Here is a 23,100-nt window from a genome sequence, read left to right as displayed (position 1 = left end):
GACCTGATCCAGGACCCCGGGCGATTCAGCCGGTGTAGCCGTCTTCGCCGAGGGTCGAGAGGATGCGATTCAGGTCTTGGATTGACGCGAAATCTATGCTGATCTGGCCTTTTTTCGCACTGAGAGACACTCGGACTTTGGTGTCGAACCGGTCGCCGAGCCGATCGGCGATCTGGTCGAGTCCTGCCTGACGTGCACCGGCTTTCGGCTTCTGGCGAACCGGCACCACACCGGGCATCTTCGCTGCCGCCTCGGCGGCGCGCACCGACAGATCCTCGTTCACGATCTTGTCCGCAAGTTTCTGCATCTCGCGCGGGTCGTCGAGCGACAGAATGGCGCGAGCGTGACCCGCGCTCAGGACGCCCGCGGCGACGCGTTGCTGCACCGGAACCGGCAGCTTCAGAAGACGGATGGTGTTGCTGATCTGAGGACGCGAACGCCCGATCCGCGTGGCAAGCTCCTCCTGTGTAATGCCGAAATCCTCGAGCAGCTGCTGGTACGCCGACGCCTCTTCGAGGGGGTTGAGCTGGGACCGGTGCAGGTTCTCGAGAAGTGCGTCACGGAGCAGATACTCGTCTTCGGTCTCACGAACGACCGCGGGAATCGTCGCGAGACCCGCTTCACGCGATGCGCGCGTTCGCCTCTCACCCATGATGAGCTCGTACGTCCCGTCGCCCTTGTCACGAACGACGACGGGCTGCAGCACTCCGAACTCGCGGACGGAGTGCACCAGCTCAGCGAGGTCGTCCGTATCGAAATGGGTTCGAGGCTGGCGGGGATTCGGAACGATCGACGCCGGGTCGACATGGATGAGGCGAGCGCCCGGAACGGAGATGAGCTGCGCATCAGCATCGCTCGCCGCGGAGTCAGATGTTCCCGACGACGTCTTCTCTTTCCCGGATGTGGATGCACCCGGGAAGAACACATCGACGGGACGCGCCTCCGACGGTTCGGCCGTGGGGATCAGCGCACCGATGCCACGACCCAGTCCGGTCCTCTTAGCCATCAGGAATCCTTTTCGGTGGTGTCGCGAGCGACGATTTCTACCGCGGCTTCGCGGTAAGCGATGGCGCCCGCCGACTGGCCATCGTACGCGATGACCGTCTGCCCGAAGCTCGGTGCCTCCGAGACGCGAACGGAGCGGGGAATGACTGTGTTGAGCACCTCGTGAGAGAAGTGCGAGCGAACCTCATCAGCGACCTGCTGCGCGAGCCGTGTGCGTCCGTCGTACATCGTCAGCAGGATGGTCGAGACGTGGAGCTTCGGATTGAGGTGCTTCTGAATCATCTGCACACTCCCGAGCAGCTGGCTCAGGCCCTCCAGCGCGTAGTACTCGCACTGGATGGGAATCATGACCTCGTCGGCCGCTGTGAACGCGTTGATCGTCAGAAGTCCGAGCGACGGCGGGCAGTCGATGATGACGAAGTCGAGGTGATTGTCCTTGATCTCCAGGTACTCGCGAAGAGCTCCGCGCAGGCGATGCTCGCGTGCGACCTGTGAGACGAGCTCGATCTCCGCGCCAGCGAGATGGATTGTGCTCGGTGCGCACAGCAGATCGGGGGACTCCGGGCTCGTCTGGATGATGTCGACGAGCGGGACATCGTTGATGAGAACGTCGTAGATGCTGGGAGTCTCTGCGTTGTGGGCGACTCCAAGGGCCGTTGACGCGTTGCCCTGGGGATCGAGGTCGATAACGAGAACGCGGGCACCCACCGACGCGAGAGCCGCGCCCATGTTGACGGCGGTGGTGGTCTTTCCGACCCCGCCCTTCTGGTTCGAAACCGTGAATACGCGGGTACGACCCGGCAGCTTCACGTCCGCAACCTCTAGGGCACGTCGTCGCGCGGACAGGTCGGCGATCTCACGAGCGATGGGGGAGTCATCGAGCGAAAAGGACGAAGACGCCTCACCGGATTGTTTCACGTGAAACACCTCTCACCTTCGCGAACCCGCTCAGTCTACCTGTGGCCCCTGACATCGCCTTCCGTTGCGACCACTGTCGAGGGTTGGTATCCGCGTCGCACACGGATCGGGGGACACGACAGACTGAGGCGTTGCCCACGTCATGCGCACTGCCAGACGCATCGCTCGTCGGGTACTGTGCTGTCGACTCCTTGGGGGTGCGATTCGGGTCATCGTGAACATCCACCGTGGCGCCGGGGCGTTTCCGGTCACTCGCGAACCGTCCTCAAGTTCGGCAGGTGATCAGTGATTTAGACCCAGATGTGGGATCAGTCGGTATCGCGTCGACGCGGGGTACGTGGGTGTTCCACGTGAAACATTTCCAGGGTCGCTGCGTCGGCCGTGAGGTCGACTGGCGAGAGCTTGCCGTTTCGGAGCTTCTCGAACGGCCGCGTCGCGCACCCAGGGCCGGCCGTCACCGCGATCGGCACGCCGTTCCACGGCCAGGCTCATTTGCGGCAGTCGCATCCCCGTCATGCCGAGAGACCCCCAGTTGCCGAGGACTACAGAAACCCCGCCGGCGCTGCATCCCGATCAAGTGCCACGCTGCAGCGGATCCGCTCGCTTGCACGCCGAGACGTCCATCGGACCGGAAACAGCTCGCCGTCGGCGCAGTGCGTCTCAGACGCATTGTCTCAACCACGTGGAGACGAGGTCAGCTGCGCTGCGGTACAAGCGCGACGCTTGGGAGAATTGAACCCGACATCCTCGAGCTGCTGTCTGCGCGGCTGCGCCTGGCCGTTCTCTTGCGGGCTCAGCCATCGAATTGGATGGTTGACCGTCCCGTCTGCTTCGCGGTCTGGGGCGACACTGCATACGTCGTGCGTCGGTCGTTGATGAGACGGCAATGAGCAGTCGTGTCATCTTGTTCTTTCACGTGAAACATGGCCTCGCATCCCATGTTGGCGAAAGCTGTGGGCCGGTAGCCAATCTCGGCTGGGCACGCGGTGGCAACTGGACGAGCGAATCTGAGTTCCGACTCTGCGGCGCCGGGCGGTGATCATTCCCGGTATCCACCGTCATCGCGGGCAGGGACGGTACAGACGCCGACCCAGCCGCCGTCACTCGGCTAGGGATTACTCGACCCGATCTGAGCCGCGCCGCACGTGGCGTCGTCTTTGACTGCGGCCCCGTCATTCGGAACACCGAGCGGAGTGTTTCACGTGAGACATCTGTCGCGAGACTGCCCACACGCCGTTCCGCGCGGCGAGGTCACGTGGCGTGGAGTCGTCGAGAGGCACCATCCCGATTCTCACTTGGTAGGAGGACGTTCTCCTTCCTCTCTCCCGAGCCGCATCCCCGCATGAACGCCAACCCTCTACATCGCGTGAATCCGACCTTGCGTGGTTCCGGACCACACCCACCTGTGTGGTGGCGATTCAGCAAACGCGACCTCAAAGCACCGCCCGAGTCCATGAATGCAACCAACCTCCTGCGCCCGACCACAACTCGACGGGGTGCCGTCGATCCACAGACCCTCGCCCTCCTGGCCCACTCGTGCCACTGTCCATCTCGGACGGGAGCCGACTCTCGTGCAAATGGGCGGGAAGTCCATTTGCGTCCCGTGCCACTTCGCTGGGAAGACACTCGCAGCCGGCACGGCGTCACCAGATGAGGCCGTGGGCAGGCACCGCACAGCGCGACTACATGGGCGGGGGGACGCACGAGGGAGCCAAGCGGACCCTTCAGCAAGTCACCCACCCCGCTCCCATCGCGTGCCGCAGGGGCTACGTGACCCTGGTCTACATGTTTCACGTGAAACACGGCGGGGAATGCCGGGCGATCGACGCACGAGCATCGAGAGCGTGTTCGCGGTTCGGCAGTCGCCTCCCGGTAGCGAGGCAGTCACTTCATGCTCAGCACCCAGCAGAGCTGGCGGATGCACGCTCCAAGTACCGCGGATCGAGCCACAACGCAGAGAACACCGAGTCGACGGACGTATGCCACCTGAACGCGACGTATGTCATCACCACCGCGCACGATGCTGGCCGATCCATCGCTGCATGATCTGACTCCTGGGTCGGCCGAGGGGAGATGTCTAACGGATCGAAGACCGCTCGGCTGCGGCGTTCAGCATCCACGGAGGCCAGTCTCAAACTGACTCTGGTACGGAGGCTCGGTCGAGACTAACCAATTCTCGCCATCGCCGTCGCGTCGGCGGGCCATAGCGGAACCGCCTGAGAGGTCAGCAGCGGCCGACGCCGCCTTCCGACGCCACCCGCCGGCAGGAGCCATCCCGCCTTGAATAAGAGGGGGTTCCAGGAACTCACGGCCGCTCCGCACCTGCAAACCCCGCGGCACCATCATCATTACGAGATTCACCGTCCTCACGCAAGCACTGCGGGCGAGCCCTGCGAGACACCCGCGTGCTCATCAGTCCCAGGATGCCCTACCCACACGCCACGGCTGCAGCTCGAACCCCCGCTAGCCTTTACCGGTGTTGCAGCGGCCACCGCCAGACGCATTCCATGTGCACCCTCAATTCCGGCATGGTCGTGGCCAGTCGCTGTACTTCGTCGCAGCGATCATTAGCTGGGTAGTGGAGCGACCCGTGGGGCGCGAGTCGTACGAGCCACAACGCCCACCTACGTTTCACGTGAAACATCGCAGACCCCACGCCAGCACGCGACGTCACGTGACACCTTCACGGCAACCGTCCCCTCGAAGTCCTAACACCCACGACGCTGCGGCGCTGGGGCGTTACGGCACTGGAGCGCTGGAGCCCCGGAGCGCTGGAGCCCTGGAGCCCTGGAGCCCTGGAGCGCTGGAGCGCTGGAGCCCTGGAGCCCTGGAGCCCTGGAGCCCTGGAGCGCTGGAGCGCTGGAGCGCTGGAGCGCTGGAGCGCTGGAGCGCTGGAGCCACATTGTCACGGCAGCCCTCTCATCGCCCACTCTCATGACCGCGTGTCGCGCCGTGCATGGGCGAGTGCGTGCGTGACTTCTCGGGGAGATCGACCCGCGTGCCGCTGAACAAGGGGGAGTGGGGTTGCGTGAGAGTCTGCCCAGCCTCACTCCACTGTGTGGTCGCATAAATCAGTATCGGCGGCTTGTTCCACGTGAAACGAGCTAGGCAGAGTCGACGAGTGCCTCCTCCCGCGGCGCGCTGAAGCACATCACCAGCTAGCCACCGGGGAGTCCTCAATGTGAGGAGCGTCGCGTCAGCGCGTCGGCTCCAGCGACCGGTCGGCTCTGTGCGACTGTCTCCGTCTACGCGTACTGGCACCCCGACCCAGGGATGACAGACCACTCGCACACCGCGGAACCGTACTACCCCGCGACTCAGTGTGTCAGGGACACCACGGACCGCGGGAGTCTGTAGAAACCCAAGGCAGGCACCCAACTCCGCCCCGCTCCGCGGACGTAGATCCGCTGACACCCCGCCAACCCTCGCTCCGCGCCCACTGTCAGCGGCAACGAGAGACCTCTCGACCCAGGTCGTGCCGCGTACCCGCCAGCACATCGTGCGTGAGAGGGGCTCACCACCGCGGCGTCAGGTGAACGCGAGCAATCTCACACCGGAGGTCCGGTGGTGCTCTACGCCACGATCCTGGTCGGCCGACCGGACCCATCCCCGCCGCTTCCGGCCTGCCCACTCGTGCGCGATCTTGAAACCGATTGCACCGCGACTCGTCGGAACAGCTCTGACGCGTCGTCTTGAGACGTACATCAGTGAGGAACGAGAAAGCGGCAGACATCGCGAAGGCAGCGGAGGGCCCCCGTGTGCGCGGCTCATGACACCCATCCGACGGGACCGCACATTGCCGGTCACCTCGACGGGCGCCTGAAAGGGCGACGAGCGATCCCACTCAATGCATGTCTACATGCGGTACTGTCAGCGAGCAACAGTGGCGAGAAACACCCGAGTCGGCTCGTCCAAGACGCCCTCTCCGACGATCTCTACCGACACGTCCTGCAGACCATACTGTCGGATCTGCTTTGCTGCGGCGTCGATCTCGCGCCCGACGTTCGCGCCCTTGAGGAACACAAGCCGACCACCGGGCCGTACCAGGGGAGCGGTGTAGGGGAGAAGGGTGCGCAACGCACTGACCGCCCGCGCCGTCGCGATGTCGAAGACGCGCCCTCGCGCCCACTCCTCACCGCGCATGCGCTCCACGCTGACATTCTCGAGTTCGAGATCGGCAACCTGCTCCGACAGCCATGCCGTGCGGCGCTCCATCGGCTCGATGAGGGTCCACTCCACGTCGGGTCGCGCAATGGCCAGCACGAGCCCCGGCAGCCCTGCTCCCGATCCGACGTCGACGGCAGCCCCTGCGAAGAAAGGAGCCGCGATCGCACTGTTGAGGATGTGTCGCGTCCACAGACGCGGCACCTCCAACGGACCGATCAGTCCCCGCTCCTCGCCATGCGCAGCCAGGTTCGCGGTGAACCTGCGCGCGGTGTCGATGCGGTCACCGAAGATGTCCGCGGCCGCGACGGGCTCCGCCTCGAGCTGTTCCGGCATCCGCGGATCAGCCCCGACGCAAGACGGTGTGCCTGTCCGCACCCTCGCCGAATGACTCGGACTCGTAGCCGCGATCAGCAGCGATGTCATGCACGAGCTTGCGCTCATAGCTCGACATCGCCGGCAGGGAGGCCTGGGAAGCGCCCTCGACGAGGCGCTCGATGGCGCGGTCGACGAGCATCTCGAGCTGACGCTGGCGGGCATCACGCGATCCGCCGATGTCGAGGATGAGCCGTGAGAACCGACCCGTCGCGCTCTGCACAGCCAGGCGGGTGAGCTCCTGCAGTGCCTGCACCGTGTCGGGGTGCGCGAGGCTCGACAGCGACTCGGCGTCATCGGCTTCGACCGAGACGTACGCGCGGCCGGCGCGCACATCCATCGCGAGGTCTCCGTCGATGTCGGCGATGTCGAGCAGACCCTCGAGGTAGTCGGCGGCGATGTCGCCTTCCTGCTCGAGCTGCTCTTCGGTGGCGGCGGTCTGCTCGGGGGCAATCTGATCGGACGTCGTCATCATGATCTCCGGAGGTCAGGAAGCGGGTGCGGATCCAGAACCGCCGGCGGCTCCGCCCCCAGCACCGGTGTTCTTGGTGGACTGTTGCTTCTTGGCGCGCTGCTTGCCCACGGGCTGCTGACGCTTCGGGGCCGCGGCGCGTACGCGCTCGGCTTCCTCGAGCAGACGCTGCTGCTCCGCCTGGTACTTCTCCATCGGCACGACCTTGCCCGCGGCGTCGATGGCCTTGCCCTTGCGCGCCAGGCGCTCTTCGCGCGCCTTCGCCGCGTCAGAACCGGGAGTCGGCATCTCGCGGATGACGATGAACTGCTGAACCATCGTCCACAGGTTGCTGACGAACCAGTAGATGACGACACCGAGCGGGAAGAAGACGCCCGAGAAGATGAAGGCCAGCGGCAGGATGTACAGCATGATCTTCTGCATCTGATACGCCTGACCGGTCTTGGCCTCGGGCGACAGGTTCTTCGAGATGATCTGCAGCTGCGTGAAGAACTGCGACGCGATCATGAGCACGACCAGCGCCAGCAGGATGACGACCGTCACCTGACCGTCGGGCTGGCCCCACGCGGTGACGAGATTGACGTGCATGGATGCCACGTCGAACAGGCGGGCGTCGTAGAACTCGGTCGTGAGCTCAGGCGTCAGCAGACCCACACCGCCCACACCACTGGCCGCGTGCTTGGACACGTCATTCAGCACGCTGAACAGCGCGAAGAAGATCGGCATCTGCACCAGGAGCGGCAGACAGCTCGACACCGGTGTGGTGCCGTGCTTCTTGTAGAGCGCCATGGTCTCGCGGCTCATGGCCTCGCGGGAGAGCTGGTCGCGCTTGCCCCGGTATTTCTCCTGGACTTTGCGCAGCTCGGGCGCGATCTCCATCATCTTGCGCTGGCTCTTGATCTGCTTCACGAAGAGCGGGATCAGAGCGGCACGGACGATGAGCACCAGGCCGACGATCGAGAGCACCCACGTCAGACCTGCCGCCGGCGCCATGCCCATCGCGGTGAAGAGGGAGTGCCACCCCACCAGCACGAGCTCGACCGCCCATTTCAGCGGCCAGAGGATGGTCCCAATGAGATCGAATTGCACGATCAGTCCTTTCGGGCGGGCACGACGAATCCGTGCCGAGTGAGTTCGTGACGGAAGGCCCGATGAGGACGGACGTCGTCGATGCCACCCTGAGCCCAGGGATGACACCGTGCGAGACGGGCGGCGGTGAACGCGACGCCCTTCACGAGTCCGTGCTGCTGCACGGCGCCCACCGAGTAGGCGGAGCACGAGGGGTAGTACTTGCACACGTCGCCATAGACGTGCGAGATCGTCGATCGGTACGCGTGCAGCAGAGCGAGTCCGGCGTTCCGGGGGAGGAGCGGAACGGATGCCAGTGATGCCCCGGCCGCGAGCCGACCGGACCCCGTGGCCGATGTGGGAAGAGTCGAGGCGCTCATGCCGACGCTTTCCGTTCCAGACACCGCACCACGTCGGCGCGCAGTGTCGCGTAGTCGGTAGCTGCCGCCGAGGGGAGGACGCGGATGACGATCGAGGCGCCCCCGCGGATGGACGGGAGCGCCTCGGCGCACACCGCTTTGAGGCGGCGGCGAAGGGTGTTGCGTATGACCGCGGAGCCGACCTGCCGGCTCACGATGAAGCCGAAACGGGGTGCATCGGTCTCAGCCGAGGTTCCGACATAGGTGACGGTGTGCGCTCCGGCACAACGAGAACCCCGGCGGACTGTGGCTTTGTAGTCCGATCCGCGGGTGAGTCGGTTCGGCTTCGCGAGCACCGGGTCTGTCAGGCCGAGAGCTCGGTGCGGCCCTTGGCGCGACGCGCCGAAAGGATGCCGCGGCCGGCACGCGTACGCATGCGGGCACGGAAGCCGTGCTTCTTGGCGCGGCGGCGGTTGTTGGGCTGGAAGGTGCGCTTGCTCATGGGTCACTCCGGAGGTGGTGTCGCCCGATGCTCTTCTGCCGGGGACGGGGTCGGGACTGCCTGATAGGCATAAGTCAACCGACTAAGGCTACGTCGTGAGGGGCGTTAACTCAAACCGAGAACGCGACCGCCCATTATCCCCAGGCGTTGTCCACAAGCGTGGCAAAGACACGCGGCCGGGTCCTACAGTGGATTTTGCTCCGCGAGAGCCGCGAACTAGCGTGGCCCCGGAAGTTATCCACAGGTTCGGCGCGACTCGTCGATCGCCCGTCGCGTCTAGATCCCGGAGGGGATATGTCTCTGCACGAAGTACCGGATGTCCCCGTCTGGTCAGCCGTGCTGGACCATCTTCTCACCGACGATCGCGTCACACCCCAGCTGCACGGTTTCCTCAATCTGGCCGTTCCGCAGGGCGTCATGGGCGGCACGCTCTACCTCGATGTCCCCAACGACCTCACCGCGGCGCAGTTCAACAAGCGCATGCGCGCGCCCATCCTCGAAGCCCTCGCCCAGGTGCAGGGCAGCGACCCCGATGTCGGGACGTTCCGTGTCGTGGTGAATCCCGACATCGTCGAGTCCCACCGCGCCGGCGGCACGGCGAGCGGCGAGCGCAACGCGTCGTCGCCGACGATCGCCGTCCACTCGAATGTCATCGACCAGGCCCCGGAGCCGATCGTTCCCGCATCGCGCAACGACACGCGCCTGAACCCCAAGTACACCTTCGACAACTTCGTCATCGGCCAGTCCAACCGCTTCGCCCATGCTGCGGCGGTGGCTGTGGCCGAAGCACCCGCCAAGGCGTACAACCCGTTGTTCATCTACGGCGATTCGGGCCTCGGCAAGACACACCTCCTCCACGCCATCGGCGACTACGCCGCGAGCATGTATGCCGGCATCCGCGTGCGGTACGTCTCGAGCGAGGAGTTCACGAACGACTTCATCAACTCGATCGCGAACAACCGCGGCTCGGCGTTCCAGGCGCGCTATCGCGACGTCGACATCCTGCTCATCGACGACATCCAATTCCTGCAGGGACGCGCCGAGACCCAGGAAGCCTTCTTCCACACCTTCAACACGCTGCACGACCACGACAAGCAGGTCGTGATCACCAGTGACCTGCCGCCGAAACAGCTGACGGGCTTCGAAGACCGTATGCGCAGCCGCTTCGAGTGGGGGCTGATCACCGACGTCCAGGCGCCCGACCTCGAAACCCGCATCGCAATCCTCCGTAAGAAGGCACAGAGCGAGCGACTGCTCATTCCCGACGATGTGCTCGAGTACATCGCGACGGTCGTATCGTCGAACATCCGCGAACTCGAGGGCGCTCTCATCCGGGTTTCGGCGTTCGCCAGCCTCAATCGGTCGACACTCGACATGTCACTCGCCCAGACGGTGTTGCGCGACATCATCGACCAGGACGACGCCAACGTCATCTCGCCGACCGACATCATCACGGCGACGGCACAGTACTTCAAGCTGTCGGTCGACGACCTCTACGGTTCCAGCCGTTCCCAGGCCGTCGCGACGGCGCGCCAGATCGCCATGTATCTCTGCCGAGAGCGCACGAGTCTGTCGCTGCCCAAGATCGGGCAACTCTTCGGCAACCGCGACCACACGACGGTCATGTACGCCTACAAGAAGATCAGCGACCTGATGAAGGAACGCCGATCGATCTTCAACCAGGTCTCGGAGATCACGAGCCAGCTCGGACGCATGCGCTGAGTGCCGCTCTCCCGGAGGGGTCCGTCCACGTTCGTGGATTGGACCCTTTCGTGTTTTTCACCCTCTGATCAGGCATACAAGCCCGCAGGCATGGTGTTTCACCCAAGGTTCTGCACAGTGTGGAAAACCTGTGGATAACTCGGTTTTCCTGCGGATGACGTGTGCACGAATGCCTTAACCCTGTGGACGGACGCCACCCACCCCACGTACCCACCCCTGTTAACAGCACAGGCTCACCGCGCACCGTCCACACCCACGAACCCCCTCCTTCCCTGCTGTTAACACGCGTGTCGGAAGTTATCCACAGAATCCACAGCAGTTAAGAAGATGAAGACTCCATCTCTTCGTTAAGGCAGATTCGATGACCTTGCCGTGCCGGCAGCGCTCGGCGTGGCCGTCGCAGAGGGGGCACTAGCATGGGAAAGCCATACCCGCCGTCAAGGGAGCACCCGTGAAGTTCCACGTCAATCGCGATGTGTTCAGCGAAGCCGTCTCGTTCGTGGTCAAGCTCCTGCCTCAGCGCAACCCGCAGCCGATCCTGGCCGGTGTGCTCATCGAGGCCGGCGCGCAGGGGCTCACTCTCGCCGCGTTCGACTACGAAGCCTCCGCGCGCACGACGATCGAAGCCACCGTCGACGAACCGGGCACGATCCTCGTCCACGGCCGCCTGCTCAGCGACATCGCGAGCCGCCTCCCCAACGCGCCGATCCAGATGACCGTCGACGACGACGGAGGAATCCTGCTCACGTGCGGTTCGGCGCGATTCACCCTCGCCTCCATGCCGGTCCAGGAATACCCCGCGATCCCCGAGGTCTCCGGCGAGTCCGGCCTCGTCCCCGCCGACGAGTTCGCCACGGCCATCGCCCAGGTCGCCTTCGCGGCCTCGCGCGACGACGTGACACCGGTGCTGACCGGTGTGCAGCTCGAGGTCACCGGGACGCAGCTCAGCCTGGTCGCCACCGACCGCTACCGCGTGGCGCTTCGCGAGATCCCCTGGGACGGCGGTGCTGCGGCATCCGATGAACCGACGTCAGCTCTGGTGCCCGCGCGCACCCTGCAGGAGGTCGGTAAGACCTTCGCGCACGGCGGCGATATCTCGATCGCCTTCTCGGGCTCCGGCGACCGCGAGATCATCGCCTTCTCGTCGGGTAACAAGACGGTGACGTCGCTGCTCATCAAGGGCAACTTCCCGCCGGTACGCCGTCTCTTCCCGGCCCAGACCGAGCACCACAGCGTCGTGAACACCGCCGATCTCGCCGAAGCGGTGCGCCGTGTCGCACTCGTGCTCGATCGGTCCGCGCCGTTGCGTTTCACGTTCGGCCCCGATGGTGTCTCCATGGACGCATCCGGCACCGAGCAGGCCCGGGCGACCGAGTCCGTCGACGCGACGCTCGTGGGCGACGAGGTCACTCTGGGACTCAACCCGCAGTACCTGCTCGAGTCGCTCGGTGCGGTACGAAGCGAGTTCGCCCGCATCACGTTCACCTCGAGCGACAACGCCAACAAGCTCAGCCCTGTTCTGGTCACCCCCCAGACGTCGATGGACAAGGGCGGCGAGGGCACGTTCAAGTACCTTCTGCAGCCCAACCTTCTGTTGCGCTGAGCCGGCGTACCCCAGCCGTGTCGGAGGGGGCGGGTAGTCTGACCCGGTGATCGTGGAGCAGCTCGGACTGAAGGACTTCCGCAATTACGCGGAAGCCGATGTCTCGCTCTCTTCTGGTGCGAACGTCTTCATCGGCCGGAATGGTCAGGGCAAGACCAACCTCGTCGAAGCCGTCGCCTACCTGGCCACCCTCGGTTCGCACCGGGTGTCGAGTGACGCTCCCCTCGTGCGCGACGGGACGGATGCCGCGATCGTGCGGGCACGACTGGCCCACGGTGAGCGCACGGTGCTGCTCGAGCTGCAACTGAACCGGCAGGGCGCGAACAAGGCCCGGGTCAACGGCGTGAATGTGCGCACCTCCGAACTGCCGCGCTACGCGCAGGTCGTGCTGTTCGCGCCGGAAGATCTGCAGATCGTCCGAGGCGATCCGTCTGCCAGGCGCCGCTTCGCCGACCAGCTGATCGTCCAGCGGACGCCGCGCATGGCGGCAGTGCTCGCGGACTACGACCGCGTGCTCCGTCAGCGCAGCGCACTGCTGAAATCCGCCAGGGCCCGCGGGGTCCGCGGCGACGCGCTCAGCACGCTCGACGTGTGGGATGACAAGCTGATCACCCTCGGAACGGAGGTGATCGAGGCGCGTGTGGCTTTGGCATCCGATCTCTCCGACCCCGTCGCGCACGCATACGCGGCCATTGCGGGCGCCGATCATGAACCGCGGTTGTCCTGGGCTTTGTCCGTAGGCGGAGGGGACCCGGAAGAAGGGGACCCCGCCGCCCCGGATCGCTCCTCGGAGCCGCTCGCCGACCAGTTCCGCGCGGCACTGGCCGCCCGTCGCTCCGCGGAGCTCGAGCGTGGGCTCACCCTGGTCGGTCCCCACCGCGACGATCTCGTGCTCCAGGTGCGCGGCCTCCCCGTGAAGGGATACGCCTCGCACGGAGAGTCGTGGTCGGTCGCCCTCTCATTGCGGCTGGCATCCGCAGAACTCCTGCGCGCGGAGTCTCGGCTGGGTGACCCGGTGCTCATCCTCGACGACGTGTTCGCCGAGCTGGACGTCGGGCGCCGAACGCGCCTGGCCGAGCTCGCCGGCGGCTACGAGCAGGTCATCGTCACCGCAGCCGTCGAAGAAGACGTTCCGGACGCCCTCCGGGCGCACGTGGTGCGGGTCGACGTCGGCCGCATCACGGAGGCCGACGATGAATGACGAACCCGAACTGCCCGAGACGATGTCGACGTATCTGCGGCTGCGGGGTCTCGAGCCGGCGCCCTACCGCAAGAAGAAGCGCCGGCGACGTACGGATGACGGAGAGAACGCCCCCTTCACGCCCGGGCGCGATCCGCGGGGCCTGGGCGACGTCCTCTCTGCCCTCACCCGTTCGGCTGGGTGGGAGGCTCAGCTGTCGCGCGAGGATCTCGTGCGCACGTGGGACGAAGTGGCGGGAGCCGACACCGCCGCGCATACGCGCCCGGTGGCGCTGGATGCCGGAACGCTCACCGTGCAGGCGGACTCCACCGCATGGGCGAAACAGCTGCAGCTGATGCGCGCGCACATCCTGTCGGAGATCCTCAGACGCTTCCCCGAGGCGGGGGTCGAAGCGATCCGCTTCGTAGGGCCGGACGTCCCCTCTTGGAAATGGGGGCCCAGAGCCGTTCCAGGCCGTGGTCCGCGCGATACCTACGGCTAGGCCATGGTCGATCCCGACTCGACGCGATTTGTCCCCGCGTAGGGGCGTACAGGCCATTTCGAGGACCGGCGCGCGGTAAGATGGAGGTTCCGACGAATCGATCTGGAGCGCGTTCACTCATGACGTCCGAAAACCCCGACAGCGTTTCCGAGGAACCCAAAGCGACCACCCCCGCAAAGGTTCCCAACGAGTACGGGGCAGACGCCATCCAGGTGCTCGAAGGGCTCGAGGCCGTTCGCAAGCGTCCCGGCATGTACATCGGGTCCACCGGTGAGCGCGGACTCCACCACCTCGTGCAAGAGATCGTCGACAACTCCGTCGATGAGGCCCTCGCCGGCTATTGCGACACCATCGACGTCACGATCCTCAGCGACGGCGCCGTCCGCGTGATCGACAACGGCCGTGGCATCCCCGTCGACATGCACCGTACAGAGGGCAAGTCGACCGTCGAGGTCGTGTTGACCGTGCTGCACGCCGGCGGCAAGTTCGGCGGCGGCGGCTACGCCGTGTCGGGCGGCCTGCACGGCGTCGGCTCCTCCGTCGTGAACGCCCTGTCGACCCGCCTCGAAGTCGAGGTGCAGCGTCAGGGTCATGTGTGGCGCCAGTCGTTCCGCGACGGAGGTGTGCCGCTCGCCCCCCTCGCCAAGGAAGAAGAGAGCGACGCGACGGGCACCACGATCACCTTCTGGCCGGACGCCACGATCTTCGACACCGTCGACTTCGACTACGACACGCTGCGCACGCGGTTCCAGCAGATGGCGTTCCTCAACAAGGGACTCCGCATCGGCTTGCGCGACGAGCGCCCCCAGTCGATCGTGACCGAGGGCGAGCCCGGCGAAGAGGTGACCGCGCCCCGGCACGACTCGTTCCTGTACGAGCGCGGCTTGGTCGACTACGTCGAGCACCTCAACCGCGTGCGCAAGGCCGACGTCGTCAACGACGAGATCATCGAGGTCGAGTCCGAGGACACCGACCGCAAGATCGCACTCGAGCTGGCGATGCAGTGGACCACGGCGTACACCGAGAACGTCTTCACCTACGCCAACACCATCAACACCCACGAGGGCGGCACGCACGAAGAGGGCTTCCGCGCCGCGCTGACGACGCTCGTCAACCGCTACGCGCGCGCGAACAACCTCCTCAAGGAGAAAGACGACAACCTCACCGGCGACGACATCCGCGAGGGTCTGACCGCCGTCATCTCCGTGAAGCTGTCCGAGCCGCAGTTCGAGGGCCAGACCAAGACCAAGCTCGGCAACACCGAGGCTCGCGCGTACGTGCAGAAGGTCGTGGGCGACAAGCTCGGCGACTGGTTCGACCGCAACCCGGGCCAGGCGAAGAACATCATCCGCAAGGCGATCGACGCCGCGACCGCGCGCCTCGCCGCGCGCAAGGCGCGCGAGACCGCGCGCCGCAAGAGCGTGTTCGAGTCGGCCGCGATGCCCGACAAGCTCAAGGACTGCACCTCGAAGGATCCCTCGATCAGCGAGATCTTCCTCGTCGAGGGCGACTCGGCCGGCGGCTCGGCGGTACAGGGACGCGACCCGCACACGCAGGCGATCCTGGCGCTGCGCGGCAAGATCCTCAATGTCGAGCGTGCACGCCTCGACCGTGCCCTGGGCAACAAAGAGGTCCAGGCGATGATCCAGGCCTTCGGCACGGGTATCGGCGAAGACTTCGACATGGCCAAGGCGCGGTACCACAAGATCGTGCTCATGGCCGATGCCGATGTCGATGGCCAGCACATCACCACGCTGCTGCTGACGCTGCTCTTCCGTTACATGCGCGGGCTCATCGAAGCGGGCTACGTCTACCTCGCCCAGCCGCCGCTCTACCGCCTCAAGTGGTCGAACCACCCGCACGAGTACGCCTACAGCGACCGCGAGCGCGACGCCATGCTCGTCGATGGACAGGCCTCCGGACGCCGTATCCCGAAAGACAACGGCATCCAGCGCTACAAGGGTCTCGGCGAGATGAACGACCACGAGCTGTGGGAGACCACGATGGACCCCGAGACCCGCACCCTCAAGCAGGTCACGATCGACGACGCCGCCTCGGCCGACGAGATCTTCTCGGTGCTCATGGGTGAAGACGTCGAGTCGCGTCGTACGTTCATCCAGCGCAACGCCAAAGACGTCCGCTTCCTCGACATCTGATCGCGCCGGCGCGACACCGACGGCACCGACAGACGACGCACGCACTACGGAACTGAGAAGACATGGCTGACGACACCACTCCCGCGCCCACCCCAGCCCCCGAGGAAGCCGCTCACAACCACGGCAAGATCGACCAGGTCGACCTGCAGCTCGAGATGCAGCGGAGCTACCTCGACTACGCGATGAGCGTCATCGTCGGGCGTGCTCTGCCCGACGTGCGTGACGGACTCAAGCCCGTGCACCGCCGTGTGATCTACGGCATGTACGACGGCGGCTTCCGCCCCGACAAGTCGTTCTCGAAGTGCGCGCGCGTCGTCGGCGAGGTCATGGGGCACTACCACCCGCACGGTGACGCCCCCATCTACGACGCCCTCGTGCGTCTGGTCCAGCCGTGGTCGCTGCGCTACCCGCTCGCCCTGGGCCAGGGCAACTTCGGCTCCCCCGGTAATCAGGGCGCGGCCGCCCCGCGGTACACCGAGACGAAGATGTCTCCTCTCGCGCTCGAGATGGTGCGCGACATCGAAGAAGAGACGGTCGACTTCGAGGACAACTACGACGGCCAGACCCAGGAGCCGACGGTCCTGCCGGCCCGCTTCCCCAACCTGCTCGTCAACGGTTCGGTCGGCATCGCCGTCGGTATGGCGACGAACATCCCGCCGCACAACCTCCGCGAGGTCTCGGCCGGCGCGCTGTGGGCTCTGGAGAACCCGGATGCCACGCGCGAAGAGCTGCTCGAGGCGCTCATGCAGCGCATTCCCGGCCCCGACTTCCCGACGCGCGCGCAGATCCTCGGAACGCGCGGCATCAAAGACGCATACCGCACGGGTCGCGGCTCCATCACGATGCGCGCGGTCGTCAACATCGAAGAGATCCAGGGCCGCACGTGCCTGGTGATCACCGAACTGCCGTACCAGGTCAACCCCGACAATGTCGCGGTCAAGATCGGCGACCTCGCCCGCGAGGGCAAGATCACCGGCGTCGCCGACATCCGCGACGAAAGCTCCGGTCGTACCGGTCAGCGCCTCGTCGTCGTGCTCAAGCGCGACGCCGTGGCCAAGGTCGTGCTGAACAACCTCTACAAGCACACCCAGCTGCAAGAGAACTTCGGCGCCAACATGCTGGCGATCGTCGACGGTGTGCCGCGCACACTGTCGCTCGACGGCTTCATCAGCCTGTGGATCGACCACCAGGTCGAGGTCATCGTCCGCCGCACGCGGTACCGCCTGCGCAAGGCCGAAGAGCGCATGCACATCCTGCGCGGCTACCTGAAGGCGCTCGATGCTCTCGACGAGGTCATCGCGCTCATCCGCCGCTCTCCCACGGCGCAGGATGCCAACGAGGGCCTGCAGAAACTCCTCGATATCGACGACATCCAGGCGCAGGCCATCCTCGACATGCAGCTGCGGCGTCTGGCCGCGCTCGAGCGCCAGAAGATCGTCGACGAGGCGACCGAGCTCGAAGCGCGCATCGCCGACTACAACGACATCCTCGCCACCCCCGGGCGCCAGCGCACCATCATCCGCGACGAGCTCACGGCGATCACCGACAGGTTCGGCGACGATCGTCGCACCGAGATCCTGCACGGCTTCGACGGCGACGTCTCGATCGAAGACCTCATCGCCGAAGAAGAGATGGTCGTCACCGTCACGCGTGACGGTTACATCAAGCGCACGCGCAGCGACAACTACCGATCGCAGCATCGCGGCGGCAAGGGCGTGAAGGGTGCGCAGCTGCGTGCCGACGATGTCGTCGAGCACTTCTTCGTCACCACGACCCACCATTGGCTGCTGTTCTTCACCAACAAGGGCCGGGTCTACCGATCCAAGGCGTACGAGGTTCCCGAAGCCGGTCGGGATGCCAAGGGCCAGCACGTCGCGAACCTGCTGGCGCTGCAACCCGACGAGGAGATCGCGCAGATCCTCGACATCCGCGACTACGAGGTCTCGACCTACCTGGTCCTCGCCACGCGCGCTGGCCTGGTGAAGAAGACGCGTCTGTCCGAGTACGACACCAACCGCCAGGGTGGCGTGATCGCGATCAAGCTGCGCGGTCAGGTCTCGGAAGAGGGCGACGACACCGAACCGGGCAGCGCCGATGAGCTGGTCAGCGCGATGCTGGTCGACGAGGGCGACGACATCCTCCTCATCAGCCGACTCGGCATGTCACTGCGCTTCTCCGCCACCGACAGCGCTCTGCGCCCCATGGGTCGGTCCACCTCGGGCGTGAAGGGCATGGACTTCCGAGAGGGAGACAGCCTGCTCTCGGCATCCGTCGCCAAGGATGACGAATTCGTCTTCGTGGTGACGGAGGGCGGCTACGCCAAGCGCACCGCCGTCACCGAATACCGGATGCAGAATCGCGGCGGATTGGGCATCAAGGTGGCTCGTCTGACCGACGATCGCGGTGTCCTCGCGGGCGGGATGATGGTGTCCGAGGGCGACGAGGTCCTCGTGGTTCTTGCCAGCGGCAAGGTGGTACGCTCCTCCGTGGCCGAGGTGCCCGCCAAGGGACGCGACACGATGGGTGTCGTATTCGCCCGGGCCGGTGGCGACGATCGCATCATCGCGATCGCCCGCAACGCCGAGCGGAACCTGGCCGAGACGACGGAGACGACCACGGAGCCCCCCGCATCCCCTGCGGATGAGGCCGACGCCTCCGCTCCCGAGACCCCTGAGGAAAGTACTGACGCATGAGCACGGTAGCTGACAAGCTTGCGAAGAAGTCGACTCACAAGACCCAGGCCAAGCAGGTGCGACTGCGCTTGGTCTACATCGACTTCTGGTCGGCCGTGAAGCTGTCGTTCCTCGCGGCGGTGGCCCTGGCCATCGTCACCGTGGTCTCGTACTTCCTGCTGTACCTGGTCGTCTCGGCAACTCTCCTGCCTCGACTCGATGAGTTCTTCGTGAGCTTCACCGATGGCGGAGCCAACCTGTCGCAGTACGTCGGGCTGCCCCAGGTGATGGCTTTCGCGGCGATCATCGCCATCCTGAATTTGGTCGTCGTCACGGTGCTCGGTGCCGTCATGGCGGGCATCTACAACCTCGCCGTGAAGGTGACGGGCGGCCTGCTCGTCGGGTTCACGTCAAACTGACGTCGATTCGTGAAAACCTCGGGATTCCGGTAAAGTCTTCGAGGTTGACGTGATCACGTCAGCGAGACGGGGCTATAGCTCAGGCGGTTAGAGCGCTTCACTGATAATGAAGAGGTCCCAGGTTCAAGTCCTGGTAGCCCCACCCCTTCCCTCGCGGGGCCTTAGCTCAGCTGGTAGAGCGCCTGCTTTGCAAGCAGGATGTCAGGAGTTCGAATCTCCTAGGCTCCACAACATCGAAGAGCCGGTCCCTCCGAGGACCGGCTCTTCGCTTTTCTCTTCGCTAGAGTCTGGTCATGGACATGCGGGTCGCCGCGTACGCCGTCATCACCGACGCCGACGATCGCGTGCTGCTCGCCCACTGGATCGATGGACGCCGGGCGGCGTGGACGCTGCCCGGTGGCGGACTCGAGGCCGGCGAGGATCCCGTGCAGGCCGTCCGCCGTGAGGTGCGAGAAGAAACCGGGTTTCGGGTCTCGGTGGGTGAGCTGCTCGGCATCCATTCGCGGGTCATCCCCGCCGAAGCACGTTTGGCCGACGGTTCGTCGGGTCCGCTGCACACCCTGCGCATCGTGTACCGCGCACGGATCGTGGGGGGACGACTGCGCAACGAGACGGGCGGCTCGACGGACCGAGCGGAGTGGTTCACCCTGAGCGCGGCCAGAAGACTTCGCCGGGTGCAGTTGGTCGACATCGCGCTGCGGATGGCGGGCCTGCGGACGTGAGGATCCTCAGGCGCGGTCGGACGTGATGTCGGCGACGACCGCGTCGTACGCGGCGATCAGGTCGTCGGCGTCGACGAACAGGCTGAAGCCGTGCGCACCGGCACCCATGGCGATGCGGGAGCCCACGATGCGTTCGTCGGCGAACACCGGCCACGCCGTGGTGCTGCCGATCGGCACGATGGTTCCGCGCTCGTAGCCCGTCGCGGAGAAAGCCAACTCGGGCTCCGGAAGACGGAGCTTGTTCACGCCCACCACGGCTCGGAGCTTGGGCCACGAGATCGCGCGATCGCCGGGGACGAGGGCGAAGAGGTAGGTGTCGTCGGACCGCTTGACGACGAGCGTCTTGACGATGGATCCCGAAGGGATGCCGAGGAGTTCGGCCGCCTCATCGAGGCTGGACGCCGCGGGACGCTCGCGGACCTCGACAGAGAGGCCGCGCTCTCGCGCGGCCTCTCTGACTCTGATGGTGGGATCGCTCACGCGTCCGGCGCGCGCAGCGGGTCGTCAGCCACCCACAGCTCGTCGTCGGCTCGCAGCGTCTGCCAGGCCGCGTATGCCACGCCGGCGGCGGCCACGACGCCGAGGATGATGGCGATGACGCCACCGGCACCGATGCCGTCGTGCTGCGACGGCAGCTTCTTGGCGAGACGCTTCGACGCCCGCTTGCCGTACTTCTCGGCACGCTTGGCGTACTTGTGGGTGTCGAGTTCGAACCCGCGCCCCTTCGCGATGCGGTCGCGGGTGTCGCCCGCGGCGTCCCACACCGACATCGCTCCCCCGACCACGGCTCCGGCCGCGGGAACGACCCTGTTGCTCAGGAAGCGGTTGCTGTACTTCACGCTCTTGTCGACGTACGGCGCGGCGTACTTGCTGTAGCCGTCCTGTACGGCGGGGACGAGATCTTCGCGGCTGAAGCGACCGAGCTGGTGGCCGGCTTCACGAGCGACCTTCCCGCTCTCGCCCAGCAGCACCTGCTGCGACTCCCACACCTTGGCGGCGTGCTTCTGGAGCTTGCGCAGTTCCTTCTTGCTCTTGCGGCTGAGGCCCACGGCTCATCCTCCCTGTCGATGGGATGTACGTCCGATCATCTTGCCAGACGGGGCCGCTCGGCCCGCCGACCCTTGCAGATAACTCTGAGAGAATGTACCCATGGCCAACCACACCGCCGTCGCGACCCTGCACACCAACCACGGCGACATCGTCGTCAACCTGTTCGGAGACCACGCTCCCCGGACCGTCCGCAACTTCATCGGGCTTTCCGATGGCTCGCAGGAGTGGACGAACCCGGCGACGGGTGCCAAGGGCGAAGGTCCCCTGTACAAGGACGTCATCTTCCACCGCATCATCCCCAACTTCATGATCCAGGGCGGCGACCCGCTCGGTCAGGGCGTCGGCGGACCCGGCTACAACTTCAACGACGAGATCAGCCCCGAGCTCGACTTCACCCAGCCCTACAAGCTGGCCATGGCGAACGCGGGTCTCCGCCGCAACGCCATCACCGGTCAGCCCGAGGGCACGAACGGCTCGCAGTTCTTCATCACCACCGACCCGACTCCGTGGCTCCAGGGCAAGCACACCATCTTCGGTGAGGTCGCAGACGACGCCTCGAAGGCCGTCGTCGACGCGATCGCCGCCGTCCCTACCGCCGCCGGCGACCGCCCGATCGAGCCCGTCGTGCTCACCTCGGTCGACGTCGTCTCGGTCTGACCTCACGGGCGGCGGCGGGTGTCCACCACCGAAGAGTTCCGTCGCAACAGCGACAACTTCTGTTACCGGCATCCTGACCGGCAGAGCTTCGTGCTGTGCCAGCGGTGCATGCGCACGGTCTGTTCGGAGTGCCGCACCCCCGCCGCCGTCGGCGTCATCTGCCCGGAGTGCATGGCGCAGCAGCAGGCCGCGCAGACGCCCGCTCAAAAGAAGGCCGAGCGGCGCTGGGCTTCGCGCTCGCGGCCGATGACCGTGGTCGCCTCCGGTCGGCCTCGTGTGACGCTCACCATCGTCGCCGTGACCGGGCTCGTGTACATCATCGGTCTGATCCCGGGTGTCGGCGGGCTGGTCGCGAACCTTTTCGCCTTCAACAGCATCTTCGTGCTGCCTCAGGCGGGGGTCTTCCAACCGTGGCGGCTCTTCACCGTCGCGCTCGTCCACAGCGGGTTCTTCCACGTCGGCCTGAACATGATGGCGCTGTGGTTCATCGGGCGCAGTCTCGAGCCGATGCTCGGCCGCGCGCGCTTCCTGGTGCTTTATCTCTTGGGGGCACTGGGCGGATCGGTGGCCGTGACGCTGCTGGCTCCCGGCGTCTGGACCGTCGGAGCGTCGGGGGCGATCTTCGCGCTGTTTGGGGCATTGCTCGTCATCGGGCGGCACATCGGCGCCGACATCCGCGTGATCGGCATCCTGATCGCCATCAACTTCGCCTGGCCGTTCGTTCTCGCGGCCATCAACGCCATCGGTTCGGGCGACTTCATCGGGTCGCTGACCGCCGTGGGTATCTCCTGGCAGGCCCACCTGGGCGGACTGATCACCGGCGCCCTGGTCGGACTGATCTACGCTCGCACACGCACGGCGTCACGGCGCGGGGTGCAGATCGGGCTGCTCGTGGGGCTCAGCGTTGCGCTGCTCGCGCTTCTGGCGATCCCTGCCGTGCTGCTCTGATCCGAGTTATCCACAGGTTCATCCACAGATGGGGATGAATTACACCGGTGTAAGTCAGCGCCACCGGGTGGTCATGAGGAAGCCCACGAAGGCGATTCCGAAGCCGATCACGAGGTTCCAGGCGCCGATGCCGGGGATCGGGAACGTGGAGTTGCTGAGGTAGAAGACCAGCACCCATACGAGACCGACCAGCATGAGACCGATCATGATGGGGAGGAACCACACCGGGTTCGGAGCCGAGTTGCCGTCGGTGCGTTCTGCGATCGGGTCGTCGCCTTTGCCAGTTCGAGCCATGGGCCACAGTCTAATGCTCAGCGGTCACCGAACCCACGGAACTAGAATCGCCCCGTGCAGACCGACACGCAGCCGATGACCCGCCGTGATCGGCGCGCAGCGTCGACGCCTCCGCCCGCACCCGCCCCCCGTCGGCGGGTGTCGGTCATCGGTGTGATCGGGGATCTGCTCGTCACGGCGGGAGTCCTCGTGCTGCTGTTCGTGGTCTGGCAGCTGTGGATCGGCGATGCCATCATCGGCGCCCAGTTCAAGGACGAAGGCAAACAACTGAGTCAGCAATGGGCAGCCGATCCCCAGCTCCCGGCGCCGAGC

The 23,100-nt window shown here is 65.7% G+C and carries 21 protein-coding genes, 2 tRNA genes and 1 pseudogene; 13 read left to right on the top strand and 11 right to left on the bottom strand.

The window, feature by feature from the left end; genetic code table 11:
• Nucleotides 1-25 precede the first annotated feature (25 nt).
• The 8 genes from RWP81_RS01640 to rpmH form a co-directional block, all read right to left on the bottom strand.
• On the bottom strand, nt 26-1,006 hold the full coding sequence (locus RWP81_RS01640) for a ParB/RepB/Spo0J family partition protein (protein ID WP_314451615.1): 981 nt from the start codon (nt 1,004-1,006) through the stop codon (nt 26-28).
• The gene (locus RWP81_RS01635; RefSeq protein WP_314451613.1) at nt 1,006-1,932 is read right to left on the bottom strand and encodes an AAA family ATPase; all 927 of its coding nucleotides are present in this window, start codon (nt 1,930-1,932) and stop codon (nt 1,006-1,008) included. The genes RWP81_RS01640 and RWP81_RS01635 overlap by 1 nt, the downstream gene beginning before the upstream one ends.
• Before the next feature lie 3,861 nt (nt 1,933-5,793).
• On the bottom strand, nt 5,794-6,423 hold the full coding sequence (gene rsmG / locus RWP81_RS01630) for a 16S rRNA (guanine(527)-N(7))-methyltransferase RsmG (RefSeq protein ID WP_314451611.1): 630 nt from the start codon (nt 6,421-6,423) through the stop codon (nt 5,794-5,796).
• A gap of 7 nt (nt 6,424-6,430) precedes the next feature.
• Nucleotides 6,431-6,937, bottom strand: coding sequence for a R3H domain-containing nucleic acid-binding protein (locus tag RWP81_RS01625; RefSeq protein WP_314451609.1), 507 nt, complete (start codon nt 6,935-6,937; stop codon nt 6,431-6,433).
• 12 nt (nt 6,938-6,949) lie between these two features.
• The gene (yidC, locus tag RWP81_RS01620; protein ID WP_314451607.1) at nt 6,950-8,023 is read right to left on the bottom strand and encodes a membrane protein insertase YidC; all 1,074 of its coding nucleotides are present in this window, start codon (nt 8,021-8,023) and stop codon (nt 6,950-6,952) included.
• Between the two features lie 2 nt (nt 8,024-8,025).
• The gene (gene yidD, locus RWP81_RS01615; protein WP_314451605.1) at nt 8,026-8,382 is read right to left on the bottom strand and encodes a membrane protein insertion efficiency factor YidD; all 357 of its coding nucleotides are present in this window, start codon (nt 8,380-8,382) and stop codon (nt 8,026-8,028) included.
• Nucleotides 8,379-8,717 (bottom strand): ribonuclease P protein component, encoded by a 339-nt coding sequence (rnpA, locus tag RWP81_RS01610; protein ID WP_314451603.1) that lies wholly within the window; start codon nt 8,715-8,717, stop codon nt 8,379-8,381. The genes yidD and rnpA overlap by 4 nt, the downstream gene beginning before the upstream one ends.
• Nucleotides 8,718-8,725: 8 nt before the next feature.
• Nucleotides 8,726-8,863, bottom strand: coding sequence for a 50S ribosomal protein L34 (gene rpmH / locus RWP81_RS01605; protein WP_055952712.1), 138 nt, complete (start codon nt 8,861-8,863; stop codon nt 8,726-8,728).
• Nucleotides 8,864-9,157: 294 nt separating this feature from the next.
• Between rpmH and dnaA the strand changes: the two genes are divergently transcribed.
• From dnaA to RWP81_RS01555, 10 genes are all read left to right on the top strand, one after another.
• A complete protein-coding gene (gene dnaA / locus RWP81_RS01600; RefSeq protein ID WP_314451600.1) occupies nt 9,158-10,585 on the top strand; it encodes a chromosomal replication initiator protein DnaA in 1,428 nt (475 codons plus the stop codon).
• Between the two features lie 451 nt (nt 10,586-11,036).
• Entirely contained in the window at nt 11,037-12,188 is a 1,152-nt protein-coding gene (gene dnaN / locus RWP81_RS01595; RefSeq protein ID WP_314451598.1) for a DNA polymerase III subunit beta, read from the top strand.
• Between the two features lie 46 nt (nt 12,189-12,234).
• On the top strand, nt 12,235-13,389 hold the full coding sequence (gene recF / locus RWP81_RS01590; protein ID WP_314451596.1) for a DNA replication/repair protein RecF: 1,155 nt from the start codon (nt 12,235-12,237) through the stop codon (nt 13,387-13,389).
• The gene (locus RWP81_RS01585) at nt 13,382-13,870 is read left to right on the top strand and encodes a DciA family protein (RefSeq protein ID WP_314451594.1); all 489 of its coding nucleotides are present in this window, start codon (nt 13,382-13,384) and stop codon (nt 13,868-13,870) included. The genes recF and RWP81_RS01585 overlap by 8 nt, the downstream gene beginning before the upstream one ends.
• 119 nt (nt 13,871-13,989) lie before the next feature.
• Nucleotides 13,990-16,026, top strand: a complete 2,037-nt coding sequence (gene gyrB / locus RWP81_RS01580; RefSeq protein WP_314451592.1) for a DNA topoisomerase (ATP-hydrolyzing) subunit B — start codon at nt 13,990-13,992, stop codon at nt 16,024-16,026.
• A 62-nt stretch (nt 16,027-16,088) separates the two neighbouring features.
• A complete protein-coding gene (gene gyrA, locus RWP81_RS01575; RefSeq protein WP_314451590.1) occupies nt 16,089-18,719 on the top strand; it encodes a DNA gyrase subunit A in 2,631 nt (876 codons plus the stop codon).
• Nucleotides 18,716-19,117: a DUF3566 domain-containing protein gene (locus RWP81_RS01570; RefSeq protein WP_314451587.1), complete on the top strand. Its 402-nt coding sequence runs from the start codon at nt 18,716-18,718 to the stop codon at nt 19,115-19,117. The genes gyrA and RWP81_RS01570 overlap by 4 nt, the downstream gene beginning before the upstream one ends.
• A 68-nt stretch (nt 19,118-19,185) precedes the next feature.
• Nucleotides 19,186-19,259 (top strand) — tRNA-Ile (locus RWP81_RS01565).
• A gap of 13 nt (nt 19,260-19,272) precedes the next feature.
• Nucleotides 19,273-19,345: transfer RNA gene (locus RWP81_RS01560), tRNA-Ala, on the top strand.
• Between the two features lie 65 nt (nt 19,346-19,410).
• The gene (locus tag RWP81_RS01555) at nt 19,411-19,839 is read left to right on the top strand and encodes an NUDIX hydrolase (protein ID WP_314451585.1); all 429 of its coding nucleotides are present in this window, start codon (nt 19,411-19,413) and stop codon (nt 19,837-19,839) included.
• A gap of 6 nt (nt 19,840-19,845) precedes the next feature.
• On the opposite strand, the gene RWP81_RS01550 is transcribed toward RWP81_RS01555, so the two are convergent.
• Together RWP81_RS01550 and RWP81_RS01545 are read right to left on the bottom strand one after the other, a co-directional pair.
• On the bottom strand, nt 19,846-20,319 hold the full coding sequence (locus RWP81_RS01550) for a YbaK/EbsC family protein (RefSeq protein ID WP_314451583.1): 474 nt from the start codon (nt 20,317-20,319) through the stop codon (nt 19,846-19,848).
• Nucleotides 20,316-20,888 (bottom strand): DNA helicase, encoded by a 573-nt coding sequence (locus RWP81_RS01545; RefSeq protein ID WP_314451582.1) that lies wholly within the window; start codon nt 20,886-20,888, stop codon nt 20,316-20,318. The genes RWP81_RS01550 and RWP81_RS01545 overlap by 4 nt, the downstream gene beginning before the upstream one ends.
• Before the next feature lie 100 nt (nt 20,889-20,988).
• Between RWP81_RS01545 and RWP81_RS01540 the strand changes: the two genes are divergently transcribed.
• Both RWP81_RS01540 and RWP81_RS01535 read left to right on the top strand, forming a co-directional pair.
• A complete protein-coding gene (locus RWP81_RS01540) occupies nt 20,989-21,546 on the top strand; it encodes a peptidylprolyl isomerase (protein ID WP_314451580.1) in 558 nt (185 codons plus the stop codon).
• Between the two features lie 18 nt (nt 21,547-21,564).
• Nucleotides 21,565-22,494, top strand: a complete 930-nt coding sequence (locus RWP81_RS01535; protein WP_314451578.1) for a rhomboid family intramembrane serine protease — start codon at nt 21,565-21,567, stop codon at nt 22,492-22,494.
• A gap of 54 nt (nt 22,495-22,548) precedes the next feature.
• On the opposite strand, the gene RWP81_RS01530 is transcribed toward RWP81_RS01535, so the two are convergent.
• Nucleotides 22,549-22,788, bottom strand: coding sequence for a cell division protein CrgA (locus RWP81_RS01530; RefSeq protein WP_055952750.1), 240 nt, complete (start codon nt 22,786-22,788; stop codon nt 22,549-22,551).
• 54 nt (nt 22,789-22,842) lie between these two features.
• Here RWP81_RS01530 and RWP81_RS01525 point away from each other — a divergent pair.
• Nucleotides 22,843-23,100 (top strand): annotated as a pseudogene (locus RWP81_RS01525) (class E sortase); the annotation flags it as partial.

The organism is uncultured Microbacterium sp. (assembly GCF_963521695.1).
Classification (GTDB): Bacteria; Actinomycetota; Actinomycetes; order Actinomycetales; family Microbacteriaceae; genus Microbacterium.
Note: the sequence above shows the minus strand (reverse complement) of the source record. Positions and strands in the feature narration are given on the sequence as shown.

Coding starts and splice junctions, on each gene's coding strand:
- RWP81_RS01640 (WP_314451615.1), bottom strand. CDS start 1,006: ATGGCTAAGAGGACCGGACTGGGTCGTGGCATCGGTGCGCTGATCCCC.
- rsmG (WP_314451611.1), bottom strand. CDS start 6,423: ATGCCGGAACAGCTCGAGGCGGAGCCCGTCGCGGCCGCGGACATCTTC.
- RWP81_RS01625 (WP_314451609.1), bottom strand. CDS start 6,937: ATGATGACGACGTCCGATCAGATTGCCCCCGAGCAGACCGCCGCCACC.
- yidD (WP_314451605.1), bottom strand. CDS start 8,382: ATGAGCGCCTCGACTCTTCCCACATCGGCCACGGGGTCCGGTCGGCTC.
- rpmH (WP_055952712.1), bottom strand. CDS start 8,863: ATGAGCAAGCGCACCTTCCAGCCCAACAACCGCCGCCGCGCCAAGAAG.
- dnaA (WP_314451600.1), top strand. CDS start 9,158: ATGTCTCTGCACGAAGTACCGGATGTCCCCGTCTGGTCAGCCGTGCTG.
- RWP81_RS01585 (WP_314451594.1), top strand. CDS start 13,382: ATGAATGACGAACCCGAACTGCCCGAGACGATGTCGACGTATCTGCGG.
- gyrB (WP_314451592.1), top strand. CDS start 13,990: ATGACGTCCGAAAACCCCGACAGCGTTTCCGAGGAACCCAAAGCGACC.
- gyrA (WP_314451590.1), top strand. CDS start 16,089: ATGGCTGACGACACCACTCCCGCGCCCACCCCAGCCCCCGAGGAAGCC.
- RWP81_RS01570 (WP_314451587.1), top strand. CDS start 18,716: ATGAGCACGGTAGCTGACAAGCTTGCGAAGAAGTCGACTCACAAGACC.
- RWP81_RS01555 (WP_314451585.1), top strand. CDS start 19,411: ATGGACATGCGGGTCGCCGCGTACGCCGTCATCACCGACGCCGACGAT.
- RWP81_RS01540 (WP_314451580.1), top strand. CDS start 20,989: ATGGCCAACCACACCGCCGTCGCGACCCTGCACACCAACCACGGCGAC.
- RWP81_RS01530 (WP_055952750.1), bottom strand. CDS start 22,788: ATGGCTCGAACTGGCAAAGGCGACGACCCGATCGCAGAACGCACCGAC.